Annotated in this window: 23 protein-coding genes; 14 read left to right on the top strand and 9 right to left on the bottom strand. The window is 68.3% G+C overall.

Features of this window, described 5'->3' with window-relative positions:
* Positions 1-8: 8 nt before the first annotated feature.
* The 8 genes from kdpB to A7E77_RS11515 form a co-directional block, all read right to left on the bottom strand.
* Positions 9-2,042, bottom strand: a complete 2,034-nt coding sequence (gene kdpB / locus A7E77_RS11550) for a potassium-transporting ATPase subunit KdpB (protein ID WP_063688127.1) — start codon at positions 2,040-2,042, stop codon at positions 9-11.
* Positions 2,043-2,056: 14 nt separating this feature from the next.
* Positions 2,057-3,760, bottom strand: coding sequence for a potassium-transporting ATPase subunit KdpA (gene kdpA / locus A7E77_RS11545; protein ID WP_063688125.1), 1,704 nt, complete (start codon positions 3,758-3,760; stop codon positions 2,057-2,059).
* Between the two features lie 13 nt (positions 3,761-3,773).
* Positions 3,774-3,863 carry a K(+)-transporting ATPase subunit F gene (gene kdpF, locus A7E77_RS11540; protein WP_017978036.1) on the bottom strand — a complete coding sequence of 30 codons (90 nt, stop codon included), beginning with the start codon at positions 3,861-3,863 and terminating at the stop codon, positions 3,774-3,776.
* A 110-nt stretch (positions 3,864-3,973) separates the two neighbouring features.
* A complete protein-coding gene (locus tag A7E77_RS11535) occupies positions 3,974-4,822 on the bottom strand; it encodes a TorF family putative porin (RefSeq protein WP_063688123.1) in 849 nt (282 codons plus the stop codon).
* Between the two features lie 155 nt (positions 4,823-4,977).
* Entirely contained in the window at positions 4,978-5,985 is a 1,008-nt protein-coding gene (locus A7E77_RS11530) for an adenosine deaminase (protein WP_063688121.1), read from the bottom strand.
* A gap of 66 nt (positions 5,986-6,051) precedes the next feature.
* Complete coding sequence (locus A7E77_RS11525) at positions 6,052-6,546, bottom strand: DUF427 domain-containing protein (RefSeq protein WP_063688119.1); 495 nt, start codon at positions 6,544-6,546, stop codon at positions 6,052-6,054.
* Positions 6,543-6,845 carry a DCC1-like thiol-disulfide oxidoreductase family protein gene (locus tag A7E77_RS11520; protein WP_413243576.1) on the bottom strand — a complete coding sequence of 101 codons (303 nt, stop codon included), beginning with the start codon at positions 6,843-6,845 and terminating at the stop codon, positions 6,543-6,545. The genes A7E77_RS11525 and A7E77_RS11520 overlap by 4 nt, the downstream gene beginning before the upstream one ends.
* 47 nt (positions 6,846-6,892) lie before the next feature.
* Positions 6,893-7,441, bottom strand: coding sequence for a TspO/MBR family protein (locus tag A7E77_RS11515; protein WP_063688115.1), 549 nt, complete (start codon positions 7,439-7,441; stop codon positions 6,893-6,895).
* Positions 7,442-7,553: 112 nt separating this feature from the next.
* Between A7E77_RS11515 and A7E77_RS11510 the strand changes: the two genes are divergently transcribed.
* The 7 genes from A7E77_RS11510 to A7E77_RS11480 all read left to right on the top strand — a co-directional run bounded on the left by A7E77_RS11510 (position 7,554) and on the right by A7E77_RS11480 (position 15,149).
* Positions 7,554-8,432 (top strand): polysaccharide deacetylase family protein, encoded by an 879-nt coding sequence (locus tag A7E77_RS11510; RefSeq protein ID WP_063688113.1) that lies wholly within the window; start codon positions 7,554-7,556, stop codon positions 8,430-8,432.
* A 68-nt stretch (positions 8,433-8,500) separates the two neighbouring features.
* Complete coding sequence (locus A7E77_RS11505) at positions 8,501-9,700, top strand: FAD-dependent oxidoreductase (protein ID WP_063688111.1); 1,200 nt, start codon at positions 8,501-8,503, stop codon at positions 9,698-9,700.
* 73 nt (positions 9,701-9,773) lie between these two features.
* Positions 9,774-10,175, top strand: coding sequence for a DUF2946 family protein (locus tag A7E77_RS11500; protein WP_226341729.1), 402 nt, complete (start codon positions 9,774-9,776; stop codon positions 10,173-10,175).
* 131 nt (positions 10,176-10,306) lie between these two features.
* Entirely contained in the window at positions 10,307-12,673 is a 2,367-nt protein-coding gene (locus tag A7E77_RS11495; RefSeq protein ID WP_063688109.1) for a TonB-dependent receptor family protein, read from the top strand.
* A complete protein-coding gene (locus A7E77_RS11490; RefSeq protein WP_063688107.1) occupies positions 12,673-14,028 on the top strand; it encodes a PepSY-associated TM helix domain-containing protein in 1,356 nt (451 codons plus the stop codon). Before A7E77_RS11495 ends, A7E77_RS11490 begins: the two co-directional genes overlap by 1 nt.
* Before the next feature lie 105 nt (positions 14,029-14,133).
* The gene (locus A7E77_RS11485; protein WP_063688105.1) at positions 14,134-14,547 is read left to right on the top strand and encodes a hypothetical protein; all 414 of its coding nucleotides are present in this window, start codon (positions 14,134-14,136) and stop codon (positions 14,545-14,547) included.
* On the top strand, positions 14,544-15,149 hold the full coding sequence (locus A7E77_RS11480) for a DedA family protein (RefSeq protein ID WP_063688103.1): 606 nt from the start codon (positions 14,544-14,546) through the stop codon (positions 15,147-15,149). Before A7E77_RS11485 ends, A7E77_RS11480 begins: the two co-directional genes overlap by 4 nt.
* A gap of 27 nt (positions 15,150-15,176) precedes the next feature.
* Here A7E77_RS11480 and A7E77_RS11475 read toward each other — a convergent pair whose 3' ends face one another.
* On the bottom strand, positions 15,177-15,512 hold the full coding sequence (locus A7E77_RS11475) for a hypothetical protein (protein ID WP_017978023.1): 336 nt from the start codon (positions 15,510-15,512) through the stop codon (positions 15,177-15,179).
* A 109-nt stretch (positions 15,513-15,621) separates the two neighbouring features.
* On the opposite strand from A7E77_RS11475, the gene A7E77_RS11470 reads away from it, so the two are divergent.
* From A7E77_RS11470 to A7E77_RS11440, 7 genes are all read left to right on the top strand, one after another.
* A complete protein-coding gene (locus A7E77_RS11470) occupies positions 15,622-15,981 on the top strand; it encodes a hypothetical protein (RefSeq protein ID WP_192929972.1) in 360 nt (119 codons plus the stop codon).
* 161 nt (positions 15,982-16,142) lie between these two features.
* Positions 16,143-17,816 (top strand): L-lactate permease, encoded by a 1,674-nt coding sequence (gene lldP, locus A7E77_RS11465; protein ID WP_078462283.1) that lies wholly within the window; start codon positions 16,143-16,145, stop codon positions 17,814-17,816.
* Entirely contained in the window at positions 17,813-18,580 is a 768-nt protein-coding gene (locus A7E77_RS11460) for an FCD domain-containing protein (RefSeq protein ID WP_063688097.1), read from the top strand. Before lldP ends, A7E77_RS11460 begins: the two co-directional genes overlap by 4 nt.
* A 15-nt stretch (positions 18,581-18,595) precedes the next feature.
* Positions 18,596-19,729 (top strand): FMN-dependent L-lactate dehydrogenase LldD, encoded by a 1,134-nt coding sequence (lldD, locus tag A7E77_RS11455; RefSeq protein ID WP_063688095.1) that lies wholly within the window; start codon positions 18,596-18,598, stop codon positions 19,727-19,729.
* Positions 19,730-19,781: 52 nt separating this feature from the next.
* A complete protein-coding gene (locus A7E77_RS11450) occupies positions 19,782-21,245 on the top strand; it encodes a porin (RefSeq protein ID WP_226341728.1) in 1,464 nt (487 codons plus the stop codon).
* 382 nt (positions 21,246-21,627) lie between these two features.
* Positions 21,628-22,755, top strand: a complete 1,128-nt coding sequence (locus tag A7E77_RS11445) for a metallophosphoesterase (RefSeq protein ID WP_063688093.1) — start codon at positions 21,628-21,630, stop codon at positions 22,753-22,755.
* Positions 22,756-22,852: 97 nt separating this feature from the next.
* Positions 22,853-25,177: a GH92 family glycosyl hydrolase gene (locus tag A7E77_RS11440; protein WP_063688092.1), complete on the top strand. Its 2,325-nt coding sequence runs from the start codon at positions 22,853-22,855 to the stop codon at positions 25,175-25,177.
* Positions 25,178-25,209: the final 32 nt, after the last annotated feature.

The following is a 25,209-nucleotide window of genomic DNA, read 5'->3' as shown; positions in this document are numbered from 1 at the left end:
TCTACTCCTCAGGCCAGTCCGAGGCCACCGACGACGATGTCGATCAGCTTGATTCCGATGAACGGTGCGAGCAGGCCGCCCAGGCCATAGATCGCCAGGTTGCGCGCCAGCAGCGGCCCCGCCCCCATCGGGCGATAGGTCACGCCCTTCAGCGCCAGCGGCACCAGTGCCGGGATGATCAGCGCGTTGAAGATGATCGCCGACAGGATCGCGCTCTGCGGCGTCGTCAGCCCCATCACGTTGAGCACGCCCAACCCCGGATAGAGCGCGACGAACATCGCCGGGATGATCGCGAAATATTTGGCGACGTCATTGGCGACCGAGAAGGTCGTCAGTGCCCCGCGCGTCATCAGCAGCTGCTTGCCCAGGCCGACGACCTCGATCAGCTTGGTGGGGTCGCTGTCCAGGTCGACCATGTTGCCGGCCTCGCGCGCGGCCTGCGTGCCGGTGTTCATCGCCACGCCGACGTCCGCCTGCGCCAGCGCGGGCGCGTCGTTGGTGCCGTCACCGCACATCGCGACCAGCCGCCCGCCGGTCTGTTCCTTGCGGATCAGGTCCAGCTTGTCCTCGGGCGTCGCCTGGGCGAGGAAGTCGTCGACCCCCGCCTCGGCCGCGATCGCCGCGGCGGTCAGCGGATTGTCGCCGGTGATCATCACCGTGCGGATGCCCATCTGGCGCAGCTCGGCGAAGCGTTCGCGGATGCCCGCCTTCACCACGTCCTTCAGGAAGATCGCGCCCAGCAGGCGGCCGTCCTTCGCCACCGCCAGCGGCGTGCCGCCGGCGCGAGCGATCTCGTCGGTGATGCGGCGCAATTCGGTCGCCGCCGCGGTTTCGCCGCTGCCCGGATTGGCGCGCAGGATCGAATCGACCGCGCCCTTCTGGATCAGCGTGTCGCCGATCCGCACGCCCGACACGCGGGTCTGCGCGGTAAAGGCGATCACCTCGGCATGCTCGGGAAGTGTCGCCGTCTGGCCGAAGCGCTCGCGCGCCAGCACGACGATCGACCGGCCTTCGGGCGTCTCGTCCGCCAGGCTGGCGAGCAGTGCGGCTTCGGCGAGGTCTTCCGCGCTCGCGCCGCCGACGCTGCGGAACTCGCTCGCCTGCCGGTCGCCGATGGTGATCGTCCCGGTCTTGTCGAGCAGCAGCACATCGATATCGCCTGCTGCCTCCACCGCGCGACCCGACTTGGCGAGCACGTTGAAGCGGACCAACCGGTCCATCCCCGCAATGCCGATCGCGGAGAGCAAAGCGGCGATCGTCGTCGGGATCAGCGTGATCAGCAGCGCCGCCAGGATCGCGACCGGGATCGACCCGCCGGCATAGCTGGCGAAGCCCGGAATGGTCGCGACCGCGATCAGGAAGATGATCGTCAGACCGGTCAGCAGGATGGTCAGCGCGATCTCGTTCGGCGTCTTCTGCCGCTCGGCGCCCTCGACCAGCGCGATCATGCGATCGAGGAACCCCTGCCCCGGCTCGACGGTGACGCGCACCTTGATCGAATCGGAGATGACGCGCGTACCCGCCGTCACCGCCGACCGGTCGCCGCCCGCCTCGCGGATCACCGGCGCGCTTTCCCCGGTGATCGCGGCTTCGTTGACCGAGGCGACGCCCTGGATCACCTCGCCGTCGGACGGGATCAGGTCGCCCGTCTCGACCAGCACGACGTCGCCGACGCTGAGCCGCGTGCCGGCCACCAGCTCCCAGGCGTCGCCGACACCGATCAGCCGTTTGGCCTTCAGTTCGGCCTTGGCATCGCGCAGGCTGGCCGCCTGTGCCTTGCCGCGCCCTTCCGCCAGCGCCTCGGCGAAGGTGCCGAACAGCACCGTCAGCCACAGCCAGACGACCAGTTGCAGCTTGAAGCCGGTCGACAGGCCGTCCTGCCCCACCGCCAGCAGGACGGTCAGCAGCACCGCGACGACCGCGGTGGTGAACATGACGGGGTTACGGATCAATTGCCGGGGATCGAGTTTGACGAAGGCATCGCGGATCGCCGGCACGATCAGCTCTGCGGTGAACAAGGATGCGTTGCGTGTCTGGGCCATAATAGTGGCGCCCCTTACGAAAGCTGGCCACCGATCATCGCGAGATGATCGGCAATGGGACCGAGGGCGAGGCTCGGCAGGAAGGTAAGGCCGCCCAGCACCAGGATGATGCCGACCAGCAGGCCGACCCACAGGCCGCCGGTGGTCGGGAAGGATCCCGCGCCCGCCGGCGTGTGGCGCTTGGCGGCAAGGCTGCCGGCGATCGCCAGCATCGGCACGATCACGAAGAACCGCCCGATCCACATCGCGACGCCCAGCAGGCCATTGTACCAGGGCGTACCCGCGGTCAGGCCGGCAAAGGCCGATCCGTTGTTCCCGACCGCGCTGGTGAAGGCGTACAGGATCTCGCTGAAGCCATGTGGCCCCTTGTTGAGCGGCCCGGCAAGGCCCGCCTGCACGACCGCGGACAGCGCAGTGCCGCCCAGGATGACCAGCGGCAGCACCGCGATCGCCAGCACGGCGAGCTTCACCTCGCGCGCCTCGATCTTCTTGCCGACATATTCGGGCGTGCGCCCGACCATCAGGCCGGCGACGAAGACGGCGAGGATCGCGAACAGCAGGAAGCCATAGATACCGGCACCCACGCCGCCGACCACCACTTCGCCCAGCTGCATGTTGATGAGCGGGATCATGCCGCCCAGCGCGGTGAAGCTGTCGTGCATCGCATTGACCGCGCCGCACGACGCCGCCGTCGTGACGACCGAGAAGAGTGCGGACGCGGCGATGCCGAAGCGCACCTCCTTGCCCTCCATGTTGCTGCCCGCAACGCCCAGATGGTGCAGCACCGGATTGCCCGCCGCTTCCTGCCAATAGGTGACGCCGACGCCCGCGAGGAACAGCAGCATCATCGCCGCCAGGATCGCCCAGCCCTGGCGCGTGTCGCCCACGGCCTTGCCGAACGTCCAGGTCAGGCCCATGCCGATCACGAAGATCGACGCCATCTGCACGAAATTGACCAGCGCGCCGGGGTTTTCGAACGGATGCGCGCTATTGGCGTTGAAGAAGCCGCCACCGTTGGTGCCGAGCATCTTGATCGCTTCCTGGCTGGCGACCGGGCCCAGCGCCAGCGTCTGGCGCAGCCCTTCCAGCGTCGTCACGTCGACCGAACCGGCCAGCGTCTGCGGCACGCCGCTCGCGATCAGGAAGATCGTGTAGACGATGCACGCTGGCAGCAGCAGGTACAGGGTGATCCGGGTCATGTCGGCCCAGAAGTTGCCGATGCCACTCGCCTGCCGCCGCGCGAAACCGCGGAACAGCGCAAAGGCGAGCGCGATGCCCGTCGCTGCCGACGTGAAATTGTGGATGGTCAGCGCCAGCATCTGGCTGAGGTTCGACAGCGTCGATTCGCCCGCATACCATTGCCAGTTGGTGTTGGTGGTGAAGCTGATCGCGGTGTTGAACGCACCGTCCGCACCCACACCCGCATAATGCAGCGGGTTGAGCGGCAGCACCGCCTGCAAGCGCAAGATGGCATAAGTGAACAGCATCAGCGCGATGTTGAACAGCAGCATATGGACGGCGTAGCGGCGCCAGCCCTGCTCTTCCGCCGGGTCGATGCCCGACAGACGATAGAAGCCGCGCTCGACGGGGCCGAGCACGGCGTGGAGCGGCGTGCGCCGCCCCTCGTACAGCGCGAACAGCCACAGGCCGACCGGCTTGACGAGGGCGAGCAGCACCGCGACGAAGGCGAGGATCAGGCCCCAACCCTGGATGGTCATGACGGCGCTCCCTTCAGAAGCGTTCGGGGCGGAGCAATACCGCCACCAGATAGGCGAGCAGGCCGAGCGCGCAGGCGGCGGCGAGCCACAGGTCGATGGTCATGGACGCGCCCTCACGCTTTGTCGCACAGGCGGGCATAGGCCAGCGTCAGCGCCGACAGCCCGCCGATGATCGACAGCCAGATGATATCCTGCATGGAAAGGTCTCCCCGTTCAGAAGGCGGCGGTGAGCGAGACGAGCGCGGTGCTGCCGGCGATGTTGCCGGTGCCGTCCTGTCCCTTGCTGAAGCTCGGCCGCAGATAGGCGGCGTCACGGTCCGAAATGTTGGTATCGATCCAGGCAACGCCCAGCGTCAGGTTGTGCCAGCTGGTGTCGACGCCCAGCGACCAGTCCCAATAATCGCCGGTCGGCGTCGGCGCGGTGGCGTTGGGGCCGAGGCCGTCCATGCCCCAGCTGTGGCCGATATGCGCCTTGGCGGTGAACGGCGTGCCCATGATCGCCGCCGCGCCGTCGCCCCAGACGTACAGATTGTCGCTCTTCGCGCCGGGATGGTCGTAGACGCCCGCCGCCGCGCTGGCGCCGTTATCGTACCATTTGCCGATCGCCTGCTGCTTGGGGGCATAGGCCGCGCCCGCGGTCAGCGACACCGGGCCGGTGGTGCCCGACAGCTTCACATAGGGTTCGGCATAGTCCGTCTTGTTGGCGCCGCCCGGATACATGTACCAGGTCAGGCCGACGTCGAGCGTGCCGGTCGGGCTGATCTTCGTCTTGTACCCGCCGATCAGGTCCAGCTCCATATTGGCGCCGCCGAACGTGCCCCAGCCGGCAAGGTTCGACGCCCAGGCACCGACATAGACGCCGCTCTTATGCGCGACGGTCAGCCCGGCCTGCACCGCCATATGCTCGTCGGTCTGCGAGATGCCGCGCAGGCGATAGTCCGACAGGATCGCGGCAGAGCCGCTGACGGTGACGGCCGGCGGCGGCGCGGTGTCGGCGTTCTGGGCATAAGCGGGCGCCGCGACCGGCAGCAGGGCGACGGCAAAACAATAACGGATACGCACGAAATCGAACCTCCCACGAACGGAAGATCCGGGCGCCGCGAACGGGCGCCGGATCCTCCTGCGGGCAAGGCAATTAGGCCGTGCGTCCGTAGGGTTTCGAGAGCGATTATCGGGTCAGGGCGTATGTTTTCCGTATGTTTTTACGCTGGCCCCTCTCACGCTGCCGCGACGAAGGCGTCCAGCCGCGCCAGATGCGCCACCACCGCGTCCGGCGGCAGGAACGATCCGGTAAAGCTGTTGCGCGCCAGCGTCGCCAGCGCTTGGCGGTCCAGCCCCCGCGCCGCCGCCACCGCGCGGTAATTGTCCGCGACATAACCGCCGAAATAGGCGGGATCGTCCGAATTGATCGTCGCGCGCAGCCCCTGCGCCAGCATCGCATCGATCGGGTGATCCTCGATCCGGTCGACCACGCACAATTTCAGGTTCGACAGCGGGCACACGGTCAACGTCATGCCCTCGTCCGCCAGCCGCGCGACCAAGGCGGCGTCCTCCAGCGACCGATTGCCATGATCGATCCGGTCCACATCCAGCAGGTCGAGCGCCTGGCGGACGTACTCCGGCGGCCCCTCCTCGCCGGCATGTGCGACCAGCTTCAGCCCCTTCGCGCGGGCGGCGGCGAAGACGCGCGCGAACTTCTCGGGCGGGTGGCCGACCTCCGACGAATCGAGGCCCACCGCGGTGATCCGGTCGAGCCACGGCGTCGCCTCCTCCAGCGTCGCAAACGCCTCCTCCTCGCTCAGATGGCGCAGGAAGCTCATGATCAGCGCGCTGGTCATGCCATGCCGCGCTTCCGCCTCCGCCATTGCGGAGAGCAACCCCTCGATCACCTCGGCAAAGGGAATGCCGCGCGCGGTGTGCGTCTGCGGATCGAACATGATCTCGGCATGCACCACGCCATCCGCCGCGGCACGGTCGAAATAGGCAGCGGCCAGATCGTGGAAGTCGGCCCGCGTGCGCAGCACGTCCGCCCCGGCATAATAGATGTCGAGGAAATCCTGCAGATTGGAAAAGGCATAGGCCGCGCGCACCGCCTCCACCGATGCATAGGGGATCGCGACACCGTTGCGCTCGGCCAGCGCGAACATCAGCTCGGGCTCCAGACTGCCCTCGATGTGCAGGTGCGGTTCGGCCTTGGGCAAGGCGGCGATGAAATCCTCGGTCATTCGGTCACTCCAGGCACGGCGACCGAAACTGCAACGCGAACCGCCGTTCCGCAAGCGGCGCCCGGCCTACCAGCCCATGCTGCCCGGCACACCCTTGAACGGCCCCGCCAGATCCGCCGTGATCCACCCGCCATAGAAGCCGCCCGGCTGCGGGATCACCTGCTCGCCATCGACCAGGCAGCGGTCGAACGGCCCGGCATAGAACGCGACATGGTCGCGCAGGATCGCGAAGCCGCGTGTCGGATCGGGATAGCTCCAGGCGACATCGGTCAGCCGGACGTCGCCGACCTGCACATGCCAGTACACCGCATGCCCCTTCCATTCGCAGAAGGATCGCCGGTCGGACGGGATCAGCACGCCGGGCGTGATATCGGCCGGCGGAATGTACCAGCTCGGCGGATGGCTGGTCTCCAGCGTGCGGACGGGCGCGCGGGTATCCGCCACCACGACCCCGCGATGCTCGATGCGGACGTGCCGGTCGCTCGCCTCCGCCACCGCGGGCCGCGGAAAATCCCAGACGCTCTGCTGGCCCGGACCAACGGGATCGCGCCACGGCCTCATGCGCGTGCCTCGCGCCGCCGCAGCCAGCGTTGCAAGCGCGGCCGCACCCGCAGGAAGCCGCGATACGCGCGCTCCAGCATCGCCAGAACGATGGGGTTGCGCGCCGCGATGCCCAGCGGGCGCAGCAGCGGGATCGCCCGCCACATCGCCGCGAAGGCGGCCGCACCCGACAGTAACGGCCCGTCGCCTTCGCGCGCATGGAAGCGCGCCAGCATCGCGCTGCGGTCGATCGGGCAGGTTCCCGGGCCGGCGACGTCGACGAAGTCGATCCGGCCGCGCCGGTCGAGCCGGCGCATCATGGCGATCTCACGCCGGCACAGCGGACACTGGCCATCATGCCATACGGTTACGCGGTGCATCGCCCCTCCGCCGGATTGTCGCGCCAAATCCGCCCGGCCAGCAACGTCGCAAAGCCCAGCCAGCCCACGAAGGGGACGGCCAGCGCCGCCGCCGGCCGGTCGACGCGCGCGGCGGTGGCGACATAGGCCGCGCCCGTCGCCACCATCGCGCCCGACACCGCCGCGCTTGCGCCCAATTGGCGCTCGCGAAAGAACAGCTGTGTCCACCCACCGATCAGCGCGCTATTGACCAGCCACAGGCCAACCGCCGCATTGCGGCTCGCCCCCGACGGGCTGCGCAGCAGGCGATAGCCGCCCACCGCCAGCCCCGTCTCCAGCACCGGCCACACCGCGCCGAAGGCGGCATCGGGCGGCGTGAAGCCCGGCTTGTCGAGCTTGCGATACCAGCGACGCACGCCCGGATGCGTCGCGTCGGGCGCATTGCGGCGCCCCACCAGCGCGCTGATTCCCAGCACGGCGGCGACCGACGCCAGCGCCGCACCGCGACCCCATCGACCGCCGCCGGTGTCCGTCGTCCGTCCGCTATCCGTGCCCACGTCTGACCTCCTGTGATGACCTGCCGCTACAGCGAGCCACGCGCGCGGACGTTCCAGCCCATGCGACGACCGGCGATTTGGGCCCAAGCCGCCCGCGACGCGTTACCGGCGAATGAGCTCGCACCACCACCGCTACGCCTATCGCCCGATCACCGATCGCCCCGTCTACGACTGGCCCAATGGTGGCCGCCTCGCCATCTATCTGGGCGTCAATTACGAGGTGTTCCAGTTCGGCAGCGGCCTGGGTGCCGAGCTGGCCCCGGCGCAGACCGATCCCGACGTCATGAACTACGCCTGGCGCGATTACGGCAACCGCGTCGGCGCGTGGCGGCTGTTCGATCTGTTCGACCGCCTCGACCTGCGCACCACGGCGCTGGTCAACGCGGACGTGCTCGATGCCTGCCCCGGCCTGGCGGAGGCGTGCCGCGACCGCGGCGACGAGATTGCGGCGCATGGCGCGACCAACGCCGCCGCGCAGGGCGACCTGTCCGGCCGGCACGAAGCGAAGATGATCGGCGACGTTACCGATCGGCTCGCCGCGCTGGGCGTCCGCCCGACGGGGTGGCTCGGGCCCTGGATTTCGGAAAGCGACCAGACGCCGGACCTGCTCGCTCAACAGGGCTATCGCTACGTGCTCGACTGGGCGCACGACGACCAGCCGACCCGGCTGTCGACCGCCCACGGCGGGCTGCTGTCGGTCCCCTATTCGCAGGAGATCAACGACATCCCCGCGATCATCGCGCGCCGGCAAGAGGCGGAGACGTTCGCCAACATGATCCGCGCCGCCGTCGATCAATTGCTGTCGGAATGCGACCGCCGCCCCGTGGTGCTCGGCATCGCGCTCCACCCGTACATCATGGGGCAGGCGCATCGCACGCCCGCCCTCGCCCGCGTGCTGACCGAGCTCCGGGCCGCGAACGATCCGCGCATCTGGTGGACCACCGCCGGGGATATCGCCGCGCATGTCGAGGCAAACGATCTGGCGGTGTGAACCGCGGCCGGCACGTCATTACGATCGAAAGGGATGGCGCGACGCCGCCGTCCGGCTAGGCTAGCGCGATGCGGCGTCTTCACATCGCGATTGCCGGCTGCGGCCCGGCGGGCCTCGCCACCGCGCTGCTGCTGCATCGCGACGGCCATCATGTCACCTTGTTCGAGCGGTTCGATGCGCCCCGCCCCGTGGGATCGGGGCTCATGATCCAGCCGACCGGTTTCGCGGTCCTGCGCGAACTGGGGCTGGCCGACGCGCTGCTCGACCATGGTGCCCGCATCGATCGCCTGCATGGCGAGGCGGGACGCAGCGGCCGCGTCGTCCTCTCCGTCCGCTATGCCGCGCTCGGCAAGCGGGCCGAGTTCGGCGTCGGCGTGCATCGCGCGACTTTGTTCGCACTGTTGCACCAGGCCGTCGCGGCCGAGGGCATCGCGATCGAAACCGGCTGCGCGGTGTCGGGCAGCGACCTCGCCGCCGGCGACCGTCGCGTCCTGCTGCTGGAGGGCGGCCGCCGGATCGGCCCATTCGACCTCATCGTCGATGCGCTCGGCACGCGGACGCCGCTGGCGCCGCCCTGCGGCCGCACGCTCGCCTATGGCGCGCTGTGGGGAACGCTCGACTGGCCCGCCGATGCCGGCTTCGATCCCACCGCGCTCGAACAGCGCTATCGGCGGGCGAGCGTGATGGTCGGCGTGCTGCCGATCGGGCGGTTTCCGGGCGATCCGCGCCAGCAGGCGGCGCTCTTCTGGTCGCTGCGCGCCGATCGGCTCGCCGAATGGCAGGCGGCGGGGCTCGATGCCTGGAAGGCGGAGGTCTCTGCCTTATGGCCGGCGACGCGCGCTCTGCTCGACCAGATCCGCTCCCCCGACCAGCTCACCTTCGCCCGCTACGCCCACCGGACGCTGCCGACGCCGGCGGAGGCGGGCATGATCCACATTGGCGACGCCTGGCATTCGGCCAGCCCGCAATTGGGACAGGGCGCGAACATGGCGCTGCTCGATGCCTATGCGCTCGCGCTGGCGTTGCGCCAGTCGCCGGACGTGGCCGCGGCGCTGGGCCAGGCGATCGCGATGCGGCGGCGGCACGTGCATCTGTACCAAGCCCTCACCGCGCTGTTCACCCCCGTCTACCAATCCGACAGCCACGCGCTCCCGTTCGTCCGCGACCGGATCGTCGGGCCCTTGTCGACGCTGTGGCCGGCAACGCGCATCCAGGCGGCGATGGTCAGCGGGCTGATCGGCAACCCGCTGAAGCCGTTGTTCGGCTGACGGCACGCCGGCGCATCGCGCTCCTACCAAAATGCAAGGTGACGGCGGCACCATCGGGCGATAGGGCGGTACGGTGAGCGCGATACGCCATCATGTCCTGCATCATCGCTGGTTGGCCGTCTGGCTGATCGCCTTGACGCTGCTGATGAAAATCGTCGTGCCCACCGGCTATATGCTGGGCTCGTCGAACGGCGCGATCACGATCGAGATCTGCTCGGGCTATGGCCCGGTGACGATGACCATGGCGATGCCCGGCATGGCGCATCACGACGACAAGCCGGATCACGGCAAGGCGGAGCAGCCCTGCGCCTTCGCCGGCCTCAACGCCCCTGCGATGAGCGGCGCCGATCCGTTGCTGCTCGCGCTGGTCGTCGCCTTCATCGTCGCGACCGTCTTCCGGACCGTCGTTCCGCCCGCACCGCGGCAGTTCACCCGCCTCCGCCCCCCGCTGCGCGCGCCACCCGCCACCGCCTGATCGATGGCGAGACGGGACGCCCCGCGGCGTTCCCCTCGCCCGTGCCGCAGGCGATCGTTCGAATCGCGCGCGGTTTCGGCTGCCGGCCGCCCATCGGGCGGCACGGCGCCTGATGCTTTCAGGGGATCATCGTGCCTTCATTTCAGTATCTTGCCGCGGCCTCGCTGGCCGCGCTCGCCGCGTCGTCGGCGTCTGCCCAATCCACCGACCCGCGCCGCGCCGAATTGCTGCGCCAGCGCGACGCCATCGACGCCGAATTGCGCAAGCTCGACGCGCCTGCGTCGGCACCCGCCGCCACGCCGACGCCGGTGGCGTCCACGCCCATCGACACGCAAGCCGCGCCCGGCGACATCATCGTCACGGGACGCGCACTGACGCTCACCACGCAGGTCACGGGCCAGACCGACACCACCATTTCGGACCGCGATGTCCGCAACACGCCGGCGCGCACCATCGCGGACATCGTCAAGCTCTCGCCCGGCGTGACGGTGATCGGCGGCAACGGCCCGCGCGACGTGGGCGTGTCGATCCGCGGCTCCAACGCGCGCAACAGCTTCGGCGCGCGCAACATCCAGGTGTTCGAAGACGACTTCCCCGTCACCCAGCCCGACGGCCTCGCCCGCTTCGACCTCACCGATCCGCATGCCTACGGCGCGGTCGACGTGGTCCGCGGGCCGTCGTCCGCCCGGTACGGCAATTATGCGATCGAGGGCGCGATCAACTTCCGCACGCGCCGCGGCCGCGACATCCAGGGGGCCGAGCTGGGGCTGGACGCTGGCAGCTACGGCTATCTCAACGCCTATGCGACGATCGGCCACGGCAACGCCGACCAGGACTATGCGCTGTTCGGCAGCTTCGTGCGCGCCAACGGCGCGACGGGACATACCGGCTATGAGACGGGCACGATCAACGCGCTGGCGACCGTCGCGCTGTCGGATCGCGACCGGCTGACCGGCAAGCTCATCTACAACGAAGGCGAGTTCCGCCTGTCCACGCGCCTGTCGTTCAACCAGTTCGCCGCCAACCCCTATCAGCAAGGGTGCGAGCAGGCGGCGACCGCCGCGCCGGGATGCGGCACGATCTCGGTCCTGGTGAACGGGATCAACGGCACCCGCATCGCCCAGACCGCGACCGAGGGCGATCTCGCCCGCAACGATCGCCGGACGATCGTCGGCGCGCGCTGGGAGCATGACCTGTCGTCGGCGACGACCTGGCGCACGCAGGCGCTGTTCGACAGCCGCGTCGTCAACCAGCCGACCGGCGCCACCCCCTTCAAGGGGACGCTGGACAGTTATGCGATCAGCTCGGACGTGACGAACCGCGGGCGGCTGTTCGGCATGGATGCGGTCAGCTTCGTCGGCCTGTTCTACGGCTATCTCGATAACCAGAGCTTTTCGTTCAACAAGACGCCTGCCGGCCGCAACGGCATCGGCGCGCCGACGCAGACCGTGTTCGGCGACGTGCGCAACCTCGGCATCCGCGCGCGTGAGGAATTGCGGCTGACCCCAACGCTCACGTTCGTGGCGGGCATCGGCGCGGAACGCTCGATCATCAACATGCGCCAGACCGCCTACACTTATCCGGTCGGCGCCAGCCCGACGATGACGGTCGTGCCCGCGCTGCGCCACTTCGGCAATGTCGCCCCCGAAGCCTCGCTCGTCTGGCAGGTGGATCCGGCGCTGCGCCTGCACGCCCGCGTGGGAACCGCTTATGGCATCCCGCAAGCCGGCCAGCTATTCGTCACGCCCGCCGGCGTACCGGGCGACAATGTCGCGCTGAAGACCCAGAAGAACACCGGCGTCGACCTCGGCGCCGAGCTGCGCCTCGGCCGCACGCTCACCGCCGAACTGACCGGCTATTACGAATGGTTCCGCAACGAACAGGTCAGCCAGTCGGCGGGCGTCAACCTGTTGTCGTTCACCACCAACGTCCCGCGGTCGATCCACCGCGGCGTCGAACTGGCGGTGGAATGGCGCCCCGATCTGGTCGAGGGCGGCTATGTCCGCGGCAATTACAGCTACAACGACCAGCGCTACACCCAATATCTCGAGCGGCTGACGTCGGGCGCGGTGTCGGCCGTGTTCGACCGCGACGGCAACCGCATTCCGGGGGTGATCCCCACCTTCGCCAACCTTCGAACCGGATATGACCGCCCTGCCGGTCCGCTCGCCGGACTGGGCGGGTTCGCCGAGGTGACGTGGCGTTCGCGCTACTGGATCGACAATGCCAATTCGCTGCGCGTGCCGGGCTATGCGCTGGTCAACCTGAACCTGCATTACGATCCCCCCGCCGGCGCCGGCTGGTGGTCGCGCCTGTCCTTCTACGCCTCGCTCGAGAATCTGACCGACAAGACCTATGTCGGCTCCGCCTCGATCATCGCTAACAGCCTGGCCGCGAACGGCACGCTCAATTCGCCGACGGTGCTGCGCGGCGTCACCGGCTCGGTCTATGCGGGCCAGCCCCGCACGATCTACGCCGGCATCAAGGGACGGTTCTGATGGCACGCGACACGCAGGGCCGCACTGGACAGGCAGGCGGCTTCTATTCGTCGGTCTGGCGCTGGCATTTCTATGCGGGGCTGTTCTGCATCCCGTTCGTGATCTGGCTGGCACTCACCGGCACGATCTATCTGTGGCGTCCGCAGATCGAATCCTGGCTCGACCGCCCCTATGATCGACTGCCCGTCGCGGGCGCGCCGGCCTCGCCCGACGCACAGGTCGCCGCCGCATTGCACGCCGTGCCCGGCGCGACCTTGCGCAAATATGTGATGCCCGAACGGCCCGACGCCGCAGTCCGCGTGCTCGTCACCCGCGACGGCGCGGACCGGCGCGTCTACGTCGATCCCCACTCGCTCGCCGTGCTGGGCGTCGTGACGGAAGAGCAGCGCCCCATGCGCGTCATTTTCCGCCTGCACGGCGAATTGCTCGCCGGCGCGGCCGGCAGCTACCTCGTTGAGATCGCCGCCTGCTGGGCGATCGTGATGCTGCTGACCGGCCTGTATCTGTGGTGGCCGCGCGGGCGGCGCGGCCTCGCCGGCATCCTCTACCCGCGGCTACGCGCACGAGGACGCCTGTTTTGGCGTGACCTCCATGCGACGGCGGGCATCTGGGTCACGGTGTTCGCGCTGGGGCTGATCCTCACCGGCCTGCCCTGGGCCAAGGGGTGGGGAACCTACCTCACCCAGGTGCGCCAGATCACCGGCACGTCGCGGGGCCCGGTGGACTGGACGATCGGCGGCAAGGCCCCCAAGGCCGATGCCGCGTCGGGCGAGCATGCCGGGCATGGCGGCATGACGATGCCGGCGCCGCCTCCGGTCCCGGGCGATCTGGCCCGCGTCATCGCGACCACCCGCCCGCTGGGCCTCGCCGGACCGGTGCTCATCACGCCCCCCGCGCGGGCCGGCGCGCCCTGGTCCGTCGCCTCCGACACGGCAGACCGTCCCTTGCGCAGCACGCTCAAGATCGACGGCGCCAGCGGTCGGATCGTCAGCCGCACCGATTTCGCCCAACGCCACTGGATCGATCGGGTGATCGGCTATGGCATCGCGGCGCATGAGGGCGCGCTGTTCGGCCTCGCCAACCAGTTGCTCGGCACCGCCACCGCGCTGCTGCTCGTCCTCTTGTCGGTGTCGGGCGCGGTCATGTGGTGGCGACGGCGGCCGATCGGCCTGCTCGGCGCCCCCATCCCCGTCGGCCGGGCGCGGTTCGGCGCCGGCCTGGTCGTCGCGATCCTCGCGCTCGCGCTTTACCTGCCGCTGTTCGGCCTGACGCTGATCCTCGTTCTGTTGTTCGAGGGGATCGCACGGCGGTGGCTCCCCGGCCCGTCGCAATGGCTGGGCCTGCGATCCGCCTGACACGGCCGCCGGACGTCATTCGGGGCAAGCGGGCATCGCGCCCGCCCCGCCCCCGGATGACGCCGCAACGTTGATCGCCGCCCCGGCCCGGCGTATCGCGGGGACATGACCCGCACACAGCCTTGGCGCAAAGCCCTGATCGCGCTGTTCGTCGCGATCGTGGCGTTCACCGGCTATCACGCGGTGCGGACGGTCAGCGACGCCCTCTATTGGAACGCGCACCGCGACGAACCGATCGAGCCGTGGATGACGATCGGCTATGTCGCGCATTCCTATCACGTCCCGCCGCACATCCTGCACGCCGCGCTGAACCTGCCGCCGACGCCGGATCGCCGGCCGCTCGCCCGCATCGCGCGCGACAGCGGCCGGTCGATGTCCCAGGTCGAGGCGAAATTGACCTATGCGATCGTCCACGTCCGGCCGCCCTATCCGCCCCCCGGCCCGCCACCGCCGCCCGTGGCCCCATCCGGATCAACATCGTCCGGATCGTCGTCCCGATCGGCGTCGCCCGCCCGATGACCGACCAACTGCTCGAACTGCTGACGACCTATGGGCTGCCGGCATTGTTCGTCGCGATGATCCTGGCGGCGGCCGGCATGCCCTTCCCCAGCTCGCTGACGCTGGTGGCGATGGGATCGTTCGTCGCGCAGGGCGAATTGTCGTTCTGGCCCGTCGTCGCTGCGGGCGCGGCCGGCGCCGTCATCGGCGACCAGATCGGCTATGCCTTCGGGCGCTATGGCGGGCGCCCCCTGCTCGCGGCGGTGACCAGGCGCATCGGCGGCGCGGACAAGGTCGAACAGGCAGAGGCCTATTCGCGCAAATGGGCGGGATGGGGCATCTTCTTCAGCCGCTGGCTGATCGGGCCGCTCGGACCGTGGATCAACGTCACCAGCGGCCTCACTGAATATCCCTGGGCCCGCTTCCTCGCCCTCGACGTGGCGGGCGAGGTCCTGTGGCTCGTGATCTACGTGTCGCTGGGCCGCGCGTTCAGCGATCAGGTGCAGACGATCGCCAGCCTCCTCGGCAACCTCACCTGGGTGATCGTCGGCCTGCTGGCGGCCGCGCTGCTCGGCTGGAAGCTCTTCGGCCGATCCCAGACGCCGACCGACGATCCCGCATAGCCAGCCGTCGGATCGGGGCGGCGGCGATCAGCGCTGCTTCTTCGTGATTGTCGCCGTGAAATCGGGATCCTTCTTCGCCACCCAGTCGACGAATTTGCGCACGTTGGGGTGATCCAGCAGGCCCGCGACGTTCATGCCGTGCCGCTGCAATTCGGAATTGGTGAAGTTCGCGGTCAGCGTCTGCTGGCAGATCGGATGCATCGGCACGACGTCGCGGCCGCCACGGCTCTTGGGCACGGGATGATGCCAGACGATGGTCTTGCCCGTCGGCCGGCCGCACAGCCAGCACGGCGGCGGCGCGGCCGGCGTGTCGTCGTCGGCGGGAAGGTGATCGTAGGGATCATATTTCGAACGTCTGGCCATGGCGCGATCCGATTGCTTCGATTGCCCCCGCCTGTAGCGAAGCGATCCGCCGCGTCCTAAAGAAAGCGGCGAACAGGGTCCGATCACCGCGGACCGATCGGGGACTATCATGACAGATTCAGTGAAACCTTGGGACCCGGCGTTGGTGCGCCGATGGCTGGACCGTCGCCACGCCGCCGCGCGGCTGGATCAGGCGGCGGCCGATCGGCAAGGCTATGACGCGCGCGACGATTACGACAAGGCGGCGGCCGAGGAATGGGTGTGCCGCACGCTGAAGGATGACGACAGCACGGCCGACCAAACCGCCTTCGCCGCCCGCCTCAAGCAGTTGATCGCGCAGGACGACTATCCCGCGACCGGCCTGAATGACGAGGATCGGTTCGAACGGCACGTCCGAACCTATCTGCGCAAGGTCGCCAAGATGACGAAGGCGAACGAAGGCTTCGAAAAGACCCTACGCCACCAGTGAACGCGGCGCGGCCATGCACGACCGCCAAGCAGGGCCGCATGCAACACTGGTAGGACCACAAAGCGCTAGCTAAACCCTTAGCCGCGTTGACGCGCGTGTCTGCTCAGCCGATGAATGTCCACAACATCGCATATCTGGTACTACCAGAAGAGAGAGGTGCCGTGGACGTCTGGGCGCAAAATTACGACCCGTTGGGCAATATCTGGCTTTCTAGCTTGGTCGCCGCCGTACCAATCATATTCTTCTTCCTAGCCCTCACCGTCTTCCGCCTGAAAGGCTATGTCGCGGGGACGATCACCGTGGCGCTGACGTTGGCGGTCGCCATCGCGCTGTACGGCATGCCAATGCACAGTGCGCTCGCCGCCGGTGTGTTCGGCTTCTTCTACGGTTTGTGGCCGATCGCCTGGATCATCCTGGGCGCAGTGTTCCTCTACCGTATCGCGGTGGCGACCGGCGCGTTCGACATCATCCGGCAGTCGATCCTGAACGTCACCGAGGATCAGCGTCTGCAACTGCTGCTAGTCGGCTTTGCGTTCGGTGCCTTCCTAGAAGGCGCGGCGGGGTTCGGCGCGCCGGTCGCGATCACATCGGCCTTGCTCGTCGGGCTTGGCTTTCGGCCGCTCTATGCCGCGGGTCTGTGCCTGATCGCCAACACCGCTCCCGTGGCGTTCGGGGCGATGGGCATTCCGATCGTCGTCGCCGGACAGGTGACCGGCATCGACCCGTTCCTGATCGGACAGATGGCGGGGCGGCAGTTGCCGCTGCTGTCGGTCCTCGTGCCCTTCTGGCTGATCCTGATCATGGACGGCCCGCGCGGCGTACGCGAGACGTGGCCCGCCATTCTGGTCGCCGGTGGGTCGTTTGCCATCGTCCAATTTCTGACCGCGCAGTTCATCGGACCGGAGCTGCCCGACATCACCGCCGCGCTCGCGACCTTGATCACGCTGCCCATCTTCCTGCGCTTCTGGCAGCCCAAGCGCATCTTCCGCTTCGACGCGGCGGAGGTCGCCGCCGACGGCGCGGTGCCGGTCGCGCCGGTCACGGCGCAGACCGTCCGCCATTCGCCCGCACAGATCGCCTGGGCCTGGTCGCCCTTCCTGATCCTGACCGTGTTCGTCACGCTGTGGAGCATCGCCCCGGTCAAGGCGCTGTTCGCCGCCGACGGGCCGCTCGCACACCTCGTGCTGAAGCTGCACGTGCCGTTCCTCGACAAGCTGGTCGCCAAGGTGCCGCCGATCGTCCCGCAGGTCACGCCCTATGAAGCGGTGTACAAGTTCGACTGGCTGTCGGCGACCGGCACCGCGATCATGCTGGCGGCGATCGTCACCATCGCCTTCCTGCGGATGAAGCCGGCGGATGCGGCGCGTACCTTCGTCGACACGTTGAAGAGCCTGCTCATCCCGATCTATTCGATCGGCATGGTCCTCGCCTTCGCGTTCCTCGCCAATTATTCGGGGCTGTCGGCGACGCTCGCGCTGGCACTGGCGCATACCGGGTCGGCCTTCACCTTCTTCTCGCCGTTCCTCGGCTGGCTGGGCGTGTTCCTGACCGGGTCGGATACCTCGGCGAACGCGCTGTTCGCGGCGTTGCAGGCCAATACCGCGCACCAGATCGGGGTCAGCGACGTGCTGCTGGTCGCGGTCAACACGACCGGCGGCGTCACTGGCAAGATGATCTCGCCGCAGTCGATCGCCATCGCCTGCGCTGCGGTCGGGTTGGTCGGCAAGGAGTCCGACCTGTTCCGCTTCACCGTACGCCACAGCCTGCCGCTCTGCGCACTGGTCGGGATCATCACCACGATCCAGGCCTATCTCCTACCATGGATGATCCCATGAGCGTCCCAGCCAGCGTATCCCACCGCGCGGAAACCGCGATCGAGGCGCTGATCGCCCAGCGCAAATTGCTGCCCGGCGCGCGCCTGCCCTCCGAACGATCGCTGGCCGAGACGCTGGGGGTATCGCGCAACATCCTGCGCGAGGCGATGAACCGGCTGGCGGCGCAGGGACGGATCATCATCCGCCCGCGTGCCGGGGCGATCCTGGCCGAGCCCTCGGCGCAATGGACCGAGCAGATGATCGCCGAACCGCTGGCTCCGCTCGTCGAGGCCAATCCGGGCTATGGCCATGACATTTTCGAGGTGCGGGAGTCGCTGGACGGCACCGCCGCCTATCATGCCGCCCGGCGCGCCGACGCGGTGGACAAGGACCGTATCCGCCGCCGCTTCGACGCGATGGAGAAGCTGCACGGCGCGGGCGACGTTGCGGCGGAGGCGCATGCCGACGCCGCTTTCCACCTCGCCATCGCGCATGCCTCACGCAACGCGGTGCTGACGCATGTCATGTCCAGCCTGTTCGGGCTGCTGCACACCAGCATCTCGCAGAGCCGCGAAAAGATCTACGCCGTGCCGCGGACGTTCGAGGCGCTGTCGGCGCAGCACCGCGCGATCATGGAGCGAATCGTGGCGGGCGACGCGGACGGCGCACGCGATGCGGCCGATGTCCATCTCGAATTCGTGCGCACTACGGTCCGGCAGGTCGAGGACGACCTGGCCCGCACCGAGCGCGCCACCGCCGCGCGCAGCGCCGAACTCACGTTATAGATTGGGAACGACCCGATGATCATCTCCGCCCCCACCGACTATCGCGAAGCCGCGCGCCGGCGCCTGCCCCCGTTCCTGTTCCACTATATCGACGGCGGCGCCTATGCCGAGCATACGCTGCGCCACAATGTGTCGGACCTGTCCGAGGTGGCGCTGCGCCAGCGGGTGCTGCGCGACGTCGCCGATATCGACCTGGGCACCACGCTGTTCGGCCGGTCGGTCGGCATGCCGGTCGTCCTCGCCCCCGTCGGCCTCACCGGCATGTATGCCAGGCGCGGCGAGGTGCAGGCGGCCCGCGCGGCGGCGAGCAAGGAGGTGCCCTTCACCTTGTCGACCGTATCGGTCTGCGCGATCGACGAAGTCCAGCGCCAGTCGCCCGCACCGATCTGGTTCCAGCTCTATGTACTGAAGGATCGCGGCTTCATGCGCGACGCGCTGGAACGCGCGCAGGCAGCCGGGGTGGAGACTTTGGTCTTCACCGTCGACATGCCCGTCCCCGGCGCGCGCTACCGCGACGCGCATTCGGGCATGTCGGGACCGGGGGCGGCATGGCGGCGGATGCTGCAGGCGATCACCCATCCGCGCTGGGCCTGGGACGTCGGCATCCATGGCCGGCCGCATGACCTCGGCAATATCTCCGCCTATCGCGGCGCTGCCACCGGCCTTGAGGATTATATCGGCTGGCTGGGCGCCAATTTCGATCCGGGGATCGGCTGGCGCGACCTGCAATGGATCCGCGACGTCTGGGAGGGATCGATCGTCATCAAGGGCATCCTCGATGTCGAGGATGCGCGCGAGGCGGTGCGTTTCGGTGCGCAGGGTATCGTCGTGTCGAACCATGGCGGGCGGCAGCTCGACGGTGTGCTGTCATCGGCGCGCGCTTTGCCCGCCATCGCCGACGCCGTGAAGGGACAACTGACGATCCTCGCCGATTCCGGCGTGCGATCGGGGCTGGACGTCGTGCGGATGCTGGCGCTGGGCGCGGACGCGGCGATGCTGGGTCGTGCCTTCATCTACGCGCTGGCCGCCGATGGCCAGGCGGGGGTCGCCAACCTGCTCGACCTGTTCGACCGCGAGATGCGGGTCGCGATGGCGCTGACCGGCGTGCGGACGATCGCGGACATCGACTCCACCATCATCGCGCGCTGACGCCGACCGGGCCGGCGACGCGCGCCGGGCCTCTCGATAAAGGGACTACAGGATGCCGCATCTTCGGCAGCGGACGACGTGCGCCATATTGCTATCCGGCGTGGCGCTGATCACCGCGACATCAGCCGCCGCGCAGTCCGCCGAGGACTATCAGGCGCTGCGCAGCAAAGTGGCGCAACTGCAGCAACAGCTTGACGCGCTGCAACGCGCGCTCGATGCGACGCACCCGCCCGCGCAGCCCGTGCCGGTCGTCGCCGCCACGCCCGCCCAGACAGCGCCCGCCCCGATTGCGCACCCCCCGATTGCGCGCGCAGCCGCGCCAGACCCCCTGCCCCGCCCGGCGGGCACCCCGTCGATCACCGCACAAGGCGGCACGGCGTCGCTGCCGTCGGGCTATGGCTTCCGCATCGGTGAGACCAGCTTCCGGATCGCGGGCTTCATCAAGGGCGACCTGATCGTCAGCCGCTACGGCAACGGCGATACCGCGACCAACCCGCTGGGGCGCGAACTGTCGCTGCCGCAATCGATTCCCGTCGGCGGCCGGCGATCCGGTATCCTCACCGATGCCTCGGCCAAGCAATCGCGCATCGCCTTCCAGACCGCGACACCGGTCGGCACCCAGTCGCTGACAACGCTGATCGAGGCGGATTTCCAGGTCGCGCCCGCGGTGGCCGGCGGGGAACGTGCGCTCAATCCCTATACCTTCGGCTTGCGCCGCGCGGTCGCGGGCTATGGCGGCTTTGCGGTCGGACAGGATTGGAGCAACTTCCAATATGTCGCGGCCCTGCCCGAAACCGCCGATTTCGTCGGCGTCACCGACGGCACCGTGCTCGTCCGGCAGATGCTGCTGCGCTACAGCCGTCCGATCGGCACCGGATGGACCGTATCCGCCTCGATCGAGAACCCCGAAACCGTGTCCGCGATGGCCGGCGCGACCGCGCTATCGGACAATGACGATGACAGCATCCCCGACCTCACCGGGCAATTGCTCTGGGCGTCGAAGGGGGCCAGCCTGTCGCTCACCGGACTGTTCCGATCGATGCGCCTCGATCCCGCCAACGGCCGGCCGGCGGCAACGGCGCAAGGCTATGGCATCTCGCTGGCGGGCATTGCGCCGCTGCCTACGGGCAAGGGCGACGATATCCGCTTCATGATGACCGGCGGCCGCGGCCTCGGCCGCTATGTCGGCGCGAACGTCGCCGCCGATGCGATCTATCAGGCGGCGGACGACCGACTGGTGGCCGTGCCGCTGGTCGCGGGATTTGCGGCGATCCGCCATGTCTGGACCGGCACGCTGCGCAGCACGTGGATGGGGTCGTTCCAGCGCATCTGGAACCCCGCGTCCGCCTCGCCCCTGTCGACGCGGCAGGTATGGGACACCGCGATCAACCTGTTTGTCTCGCCGTTGCCGCGCCTCGATCTGGGCGTGGAGGCACGCCTGTCGCACCGGGAACTCGCCAATGGATCGGCGGGCACGCTCGACCGCCTGCATGTCACGGTCAAACAGGGCTTTTAGGACCGATCGACATTCATTTCCGCCAAGATACGAAGAGGTGAAGACAAGACGGTTCGCGCGGAGGCGCGGAGGACGCAGAGGTGTCGCGTTTGCCGCGCGAGCGGCCTGTCTATCTCGGTCAGGTCAAGGCGAAGCGCTGCCACCCGCGTGACAGCTCTGCGTCCTCCGCGCCTCCGCGCGAACAAAACTCTTATTTCTGCATGTCTGTCCGCTCGTCGGAAAATCCATCACGACGGTGAATGTCGATACGGCCTAGTTCGTCCCCTCTGCCATCGCGTCCAATTTAGGGAAAAGCCACAGCCACGCCGTCTTGCGCGGACTTGGGGATGGACACAGCGGCCCCGTGCCTCGTTTACAGCGGGCATCGCATGCAAACGCCGGAGTGCATCTCATCTTCAACCTCGTCTTTGCCATCCCGGCGCTGATCGTCATCGCGCGCTGGCTATGGCCCCTGCCGCTACCGCTCTGGGCCAAGATAGCCGTCGGCGTCCTGATGCTGGCGGCGTCGCAATTCCATTTATGGAGCCGATTGTCGTCGGGATCGGTCTTCGCGCCTGAATTTCCGCGCCCCATCGTCATCCTGTTCAACTGGGCATTCGGCGCCCTTGTGCTGCTCGCCGTCTTCCAATTGGTCCTCGACCTCGGCGCACTGCTGACGATGCTCGTGCGGCAGACGGCGATCCGCGAGCCGGACGCGCTGCGCTACGCCGTTGCGAGCCTGGCGGCGGTGCTCGCCGGGCTCGGTGTCGCCAACGCACTGCGCGTGCCCCCGATCAAGGACGTGACGGTGGCGATCCGCGACCTGCCGCCATCCTTCGACGGCTATCGCGTCGTCCAGCTGACCGATCTGCACATCAGCCGTCTCTTCACGCCGCGCTGGGCGCAAGCGGTCGTCGATCGCACCAACGCGTCGGGCGCCGACCTGATCGTCGTCACCGGCGACTTCATCGACGGGTCGGTGGCCATGCGACGCGACGACGTGGCGCCGCTCCAGCGGCTGCGTGCGCCGGACGGCGTCTATGCCATTCCGGGCAATCACGAATATTTCTTCGATTACGGCGCATGGATGCGGCACCTGTCGGGTCTGGGGGTCCGCATGCTGACCAACGCCCATACGGTCATCGCACGCGGCGGGGAGCGGCTGGTCGTCGCCGGAGTCACCGACCTGTCGGCATCGAGCGTCGGCGAGGCCGGGCCGGATCTTACCCTCGCGCTGCGGGGCGCCCCCGCCGGTGCGCCGATCATCCTGCTCGACCATCAGCCCCGCAAGGCGCGCGACGCCGCTGCGCGCGGAGTTGCGCTGCAACTGTCCGGGCATACGCATGGCGGCATGATCCGCGGGCTCGACCGGCTCGTCGCGCGCGGCAATGCCGGCTTCGTGTCGGGACGTTATGCGGTCGGCGGGATGACGCTCTACGTCAGCAACGGCACCGGCCTGTGGCCGGGCTTCGCGCTGCGGCTGGGCGTGCCGTCGGAGATCACGCGCTTCACCTTGCGCCCCATGGCATAGGATCGCCGCACCGCACCGCCGCCCAAGTCGTTGAAACAACGCGGCATCATCGACAAACGGCCTTCCCCTGATGCCGGGGGAATGCTCTAACCGTCCGATGACCACCCTTCGCTTCCGTACGCTTCTGGTGCTGCTGGCCGGGTTCGCGGCCACGCCGCTCCTCGCCCAATCGACGTACGATCAGGTCGATCCGATGATCGGCACCGGCGGCGAAGGCCATACCTTTCCCGGTGCGGTCGCGCCGTTCGGCATGGTGCAATTCTCGCCCGACACGGACACCACCTGCGTCCTGCGCGCCTGCTACAGCCATGCCGCCGGTTACCGGTACGAGGACCCGACGATCCAGGGCTTTTCGCTGACGCACTTTTCGGGCGCCGGGCATTCGGATCTCGGCGATGTGCTGATGATGCCCGTGGCAGGCGACACCGTTCCGTTCGAGCCGGGCGACGCCGGCAAGCCCGGGACGGGCTATCGATCGCGCTACGATCATGCGACGGAGGTTGCACGGCCGGGCTATTATGCGGTGGCCCTGAAGGATCGGGGTGTCCGCGCCGAACTCACCGCAGGGACGCGGATCGGCGTCGCCCGCTATCGTCCCACCGCCGGGGCGCAGCCGATGCATCTGCTGCTCGACCTGCGCAGCTCGCTCTACAATTATCCGGGCAAGGTCCTGTGGTCGTCGATCCGGCTGCGTCCCGACGGCATCGTCACCGGCTGCCGACAGACGCGCGGCTGGGCGCCGGATCGCAACTTGTGCTTCGCCATCCGCTTTTCGGCGCAGCTGACGGGGCACGCCTTCGTGTCGACCGAGACCGATGTCGCGTACAAGGGCTTCCAGGGTCCCGGGCGCGGCAGCGACGCGGTGGCCGAACGCGCCGGGCGGGCGCTCGTCGCCCGGTTCGATTTCGGCACCACCGATCGCCCGATCGAGGTGACCAGCGCCATCTCCTCGGTCGACGAGGCGGGCGCGGTCGCCAACCTGCTGAGCGAAACCGGCGATTTCGACGCGATCGCCGCCCGTACCGCGACCGCATGGCACGCCGCGCTCGACGTGCTGCGGATCGACGCGCCCGCGCCTATGCAACGATCGGTCGCGACCGCGCTGTATCACAGCCTCCTCGCCCCGTCCGTCGCCGGCGACGTCGACGGCCGCTATCGCGGGCCGGACAATCAGGTCCATCGCGCGGACGGCTATACGTTCCGATCGACCTTCTCGCTGTGGGATACGTTCCGCGCCGAACATCCGTTGCTGACGCTGGTGCAGTCGGCCGCCACGACGCGCGACATCGTCCGCTCGCTCATCGCCAGCCGCGAACACAGCCCCGACGGCATCCTGCCCGTCTGGCAGTTCCAGGGGCGCGAGACGTGGACGATGATCGGCTATCACGCCGCCCCGGTGATCGCCGACGCCTATCTGAAGGGCATCCGGGGGTTCGACGCGGATGCCGCGCTGGCGGCGATGGTCGCCAGCGCCACCTATGCGCCTTATGCCGGGCTCGGCGAATATATGGCGCGCGGCTACGTGCCGATTGACCGCGAACCCGAAGCGGCATCGAAGACGGTTGAATATGCCTACGACGACTGGACCATCGCCCGCCTGGCGCGCGCGATGGGGCGCACCGACGTCGCCGCAACCTTCGCAAAGCGCTCGGAAAATTGGCGCAACAGCTTCGATGCGAAGACCGGTTTCATCCGCGCGCGCAAGAGCGACGGGACGTTCCGCATGCCGTTCGATCCGACCGCGATCAACTACGGATCGGATTATACGGAGGGCAATGCCTGGCAATACAGCTGGTTCGTGCCGCAGGATCAAGCCTCGCTCATCCGCGCGCTCGGCGGCGACGCGGCGACCGTCGCAAAGCTGGATGCGATGTTCGACTTCGACACGTCCAAGCTCGACTATAGTCATGCCGAGGACATCGCCGGGCTGATCGGCCAGTATATCCACGGCAACGAACCCAGCCACCATGTCGCCTATCTGTACAATTATGCCGGCGCGCCGTGGCGCACGCAGGCGCGGCTGACGCAGATCGTCCGCAGCCAGTATCGCGCGACGCCCGATGGCCTGTCCGGCAACGACGATCTGGGCCAGATGTCGGCATGGCTCGTCTTCACTGCGTTGGGCTTCTACCCGGTGACGCCCGGAAGCCTCGAATATGTCATCGGCCGGCCGTTCGTGAACCGGGCGGTGCTGACGCTGCCCAACGGCCGAACGCTGACCGTCATCGCGGACAGTCTCGACGACCGACACCCCTATGTCGGTAAGGTCACGCTGAACGGAGCGCCCGTCACCCGCGCCTATGTACGCCACGATGAGATCATGGCGGGCGGCGAATTGCGCTTCGTCATGCAAGCGGCGCCAAACACCACATGGGCCACACGCCCCGCGGACCGCCCCTACTCCAGCAGCAACGCGCGCTGATCAACAGGCCGCCACGACCCTCGCATACCCGC

Source organism: Sphingomonas sp. NIC1 (assembly GCF_001638925.1).
GTDB classification, from domain to species: Bacteria; Pseudomonadota; Alphaproteobacteria; order Sphingomonadales; family Sphingomonadaceae; genus Sphingomonas; species Sphingomonas aquatilis.
This window is presented reverse-complemented; position numbering and strand designations above follow the sequence as displayed.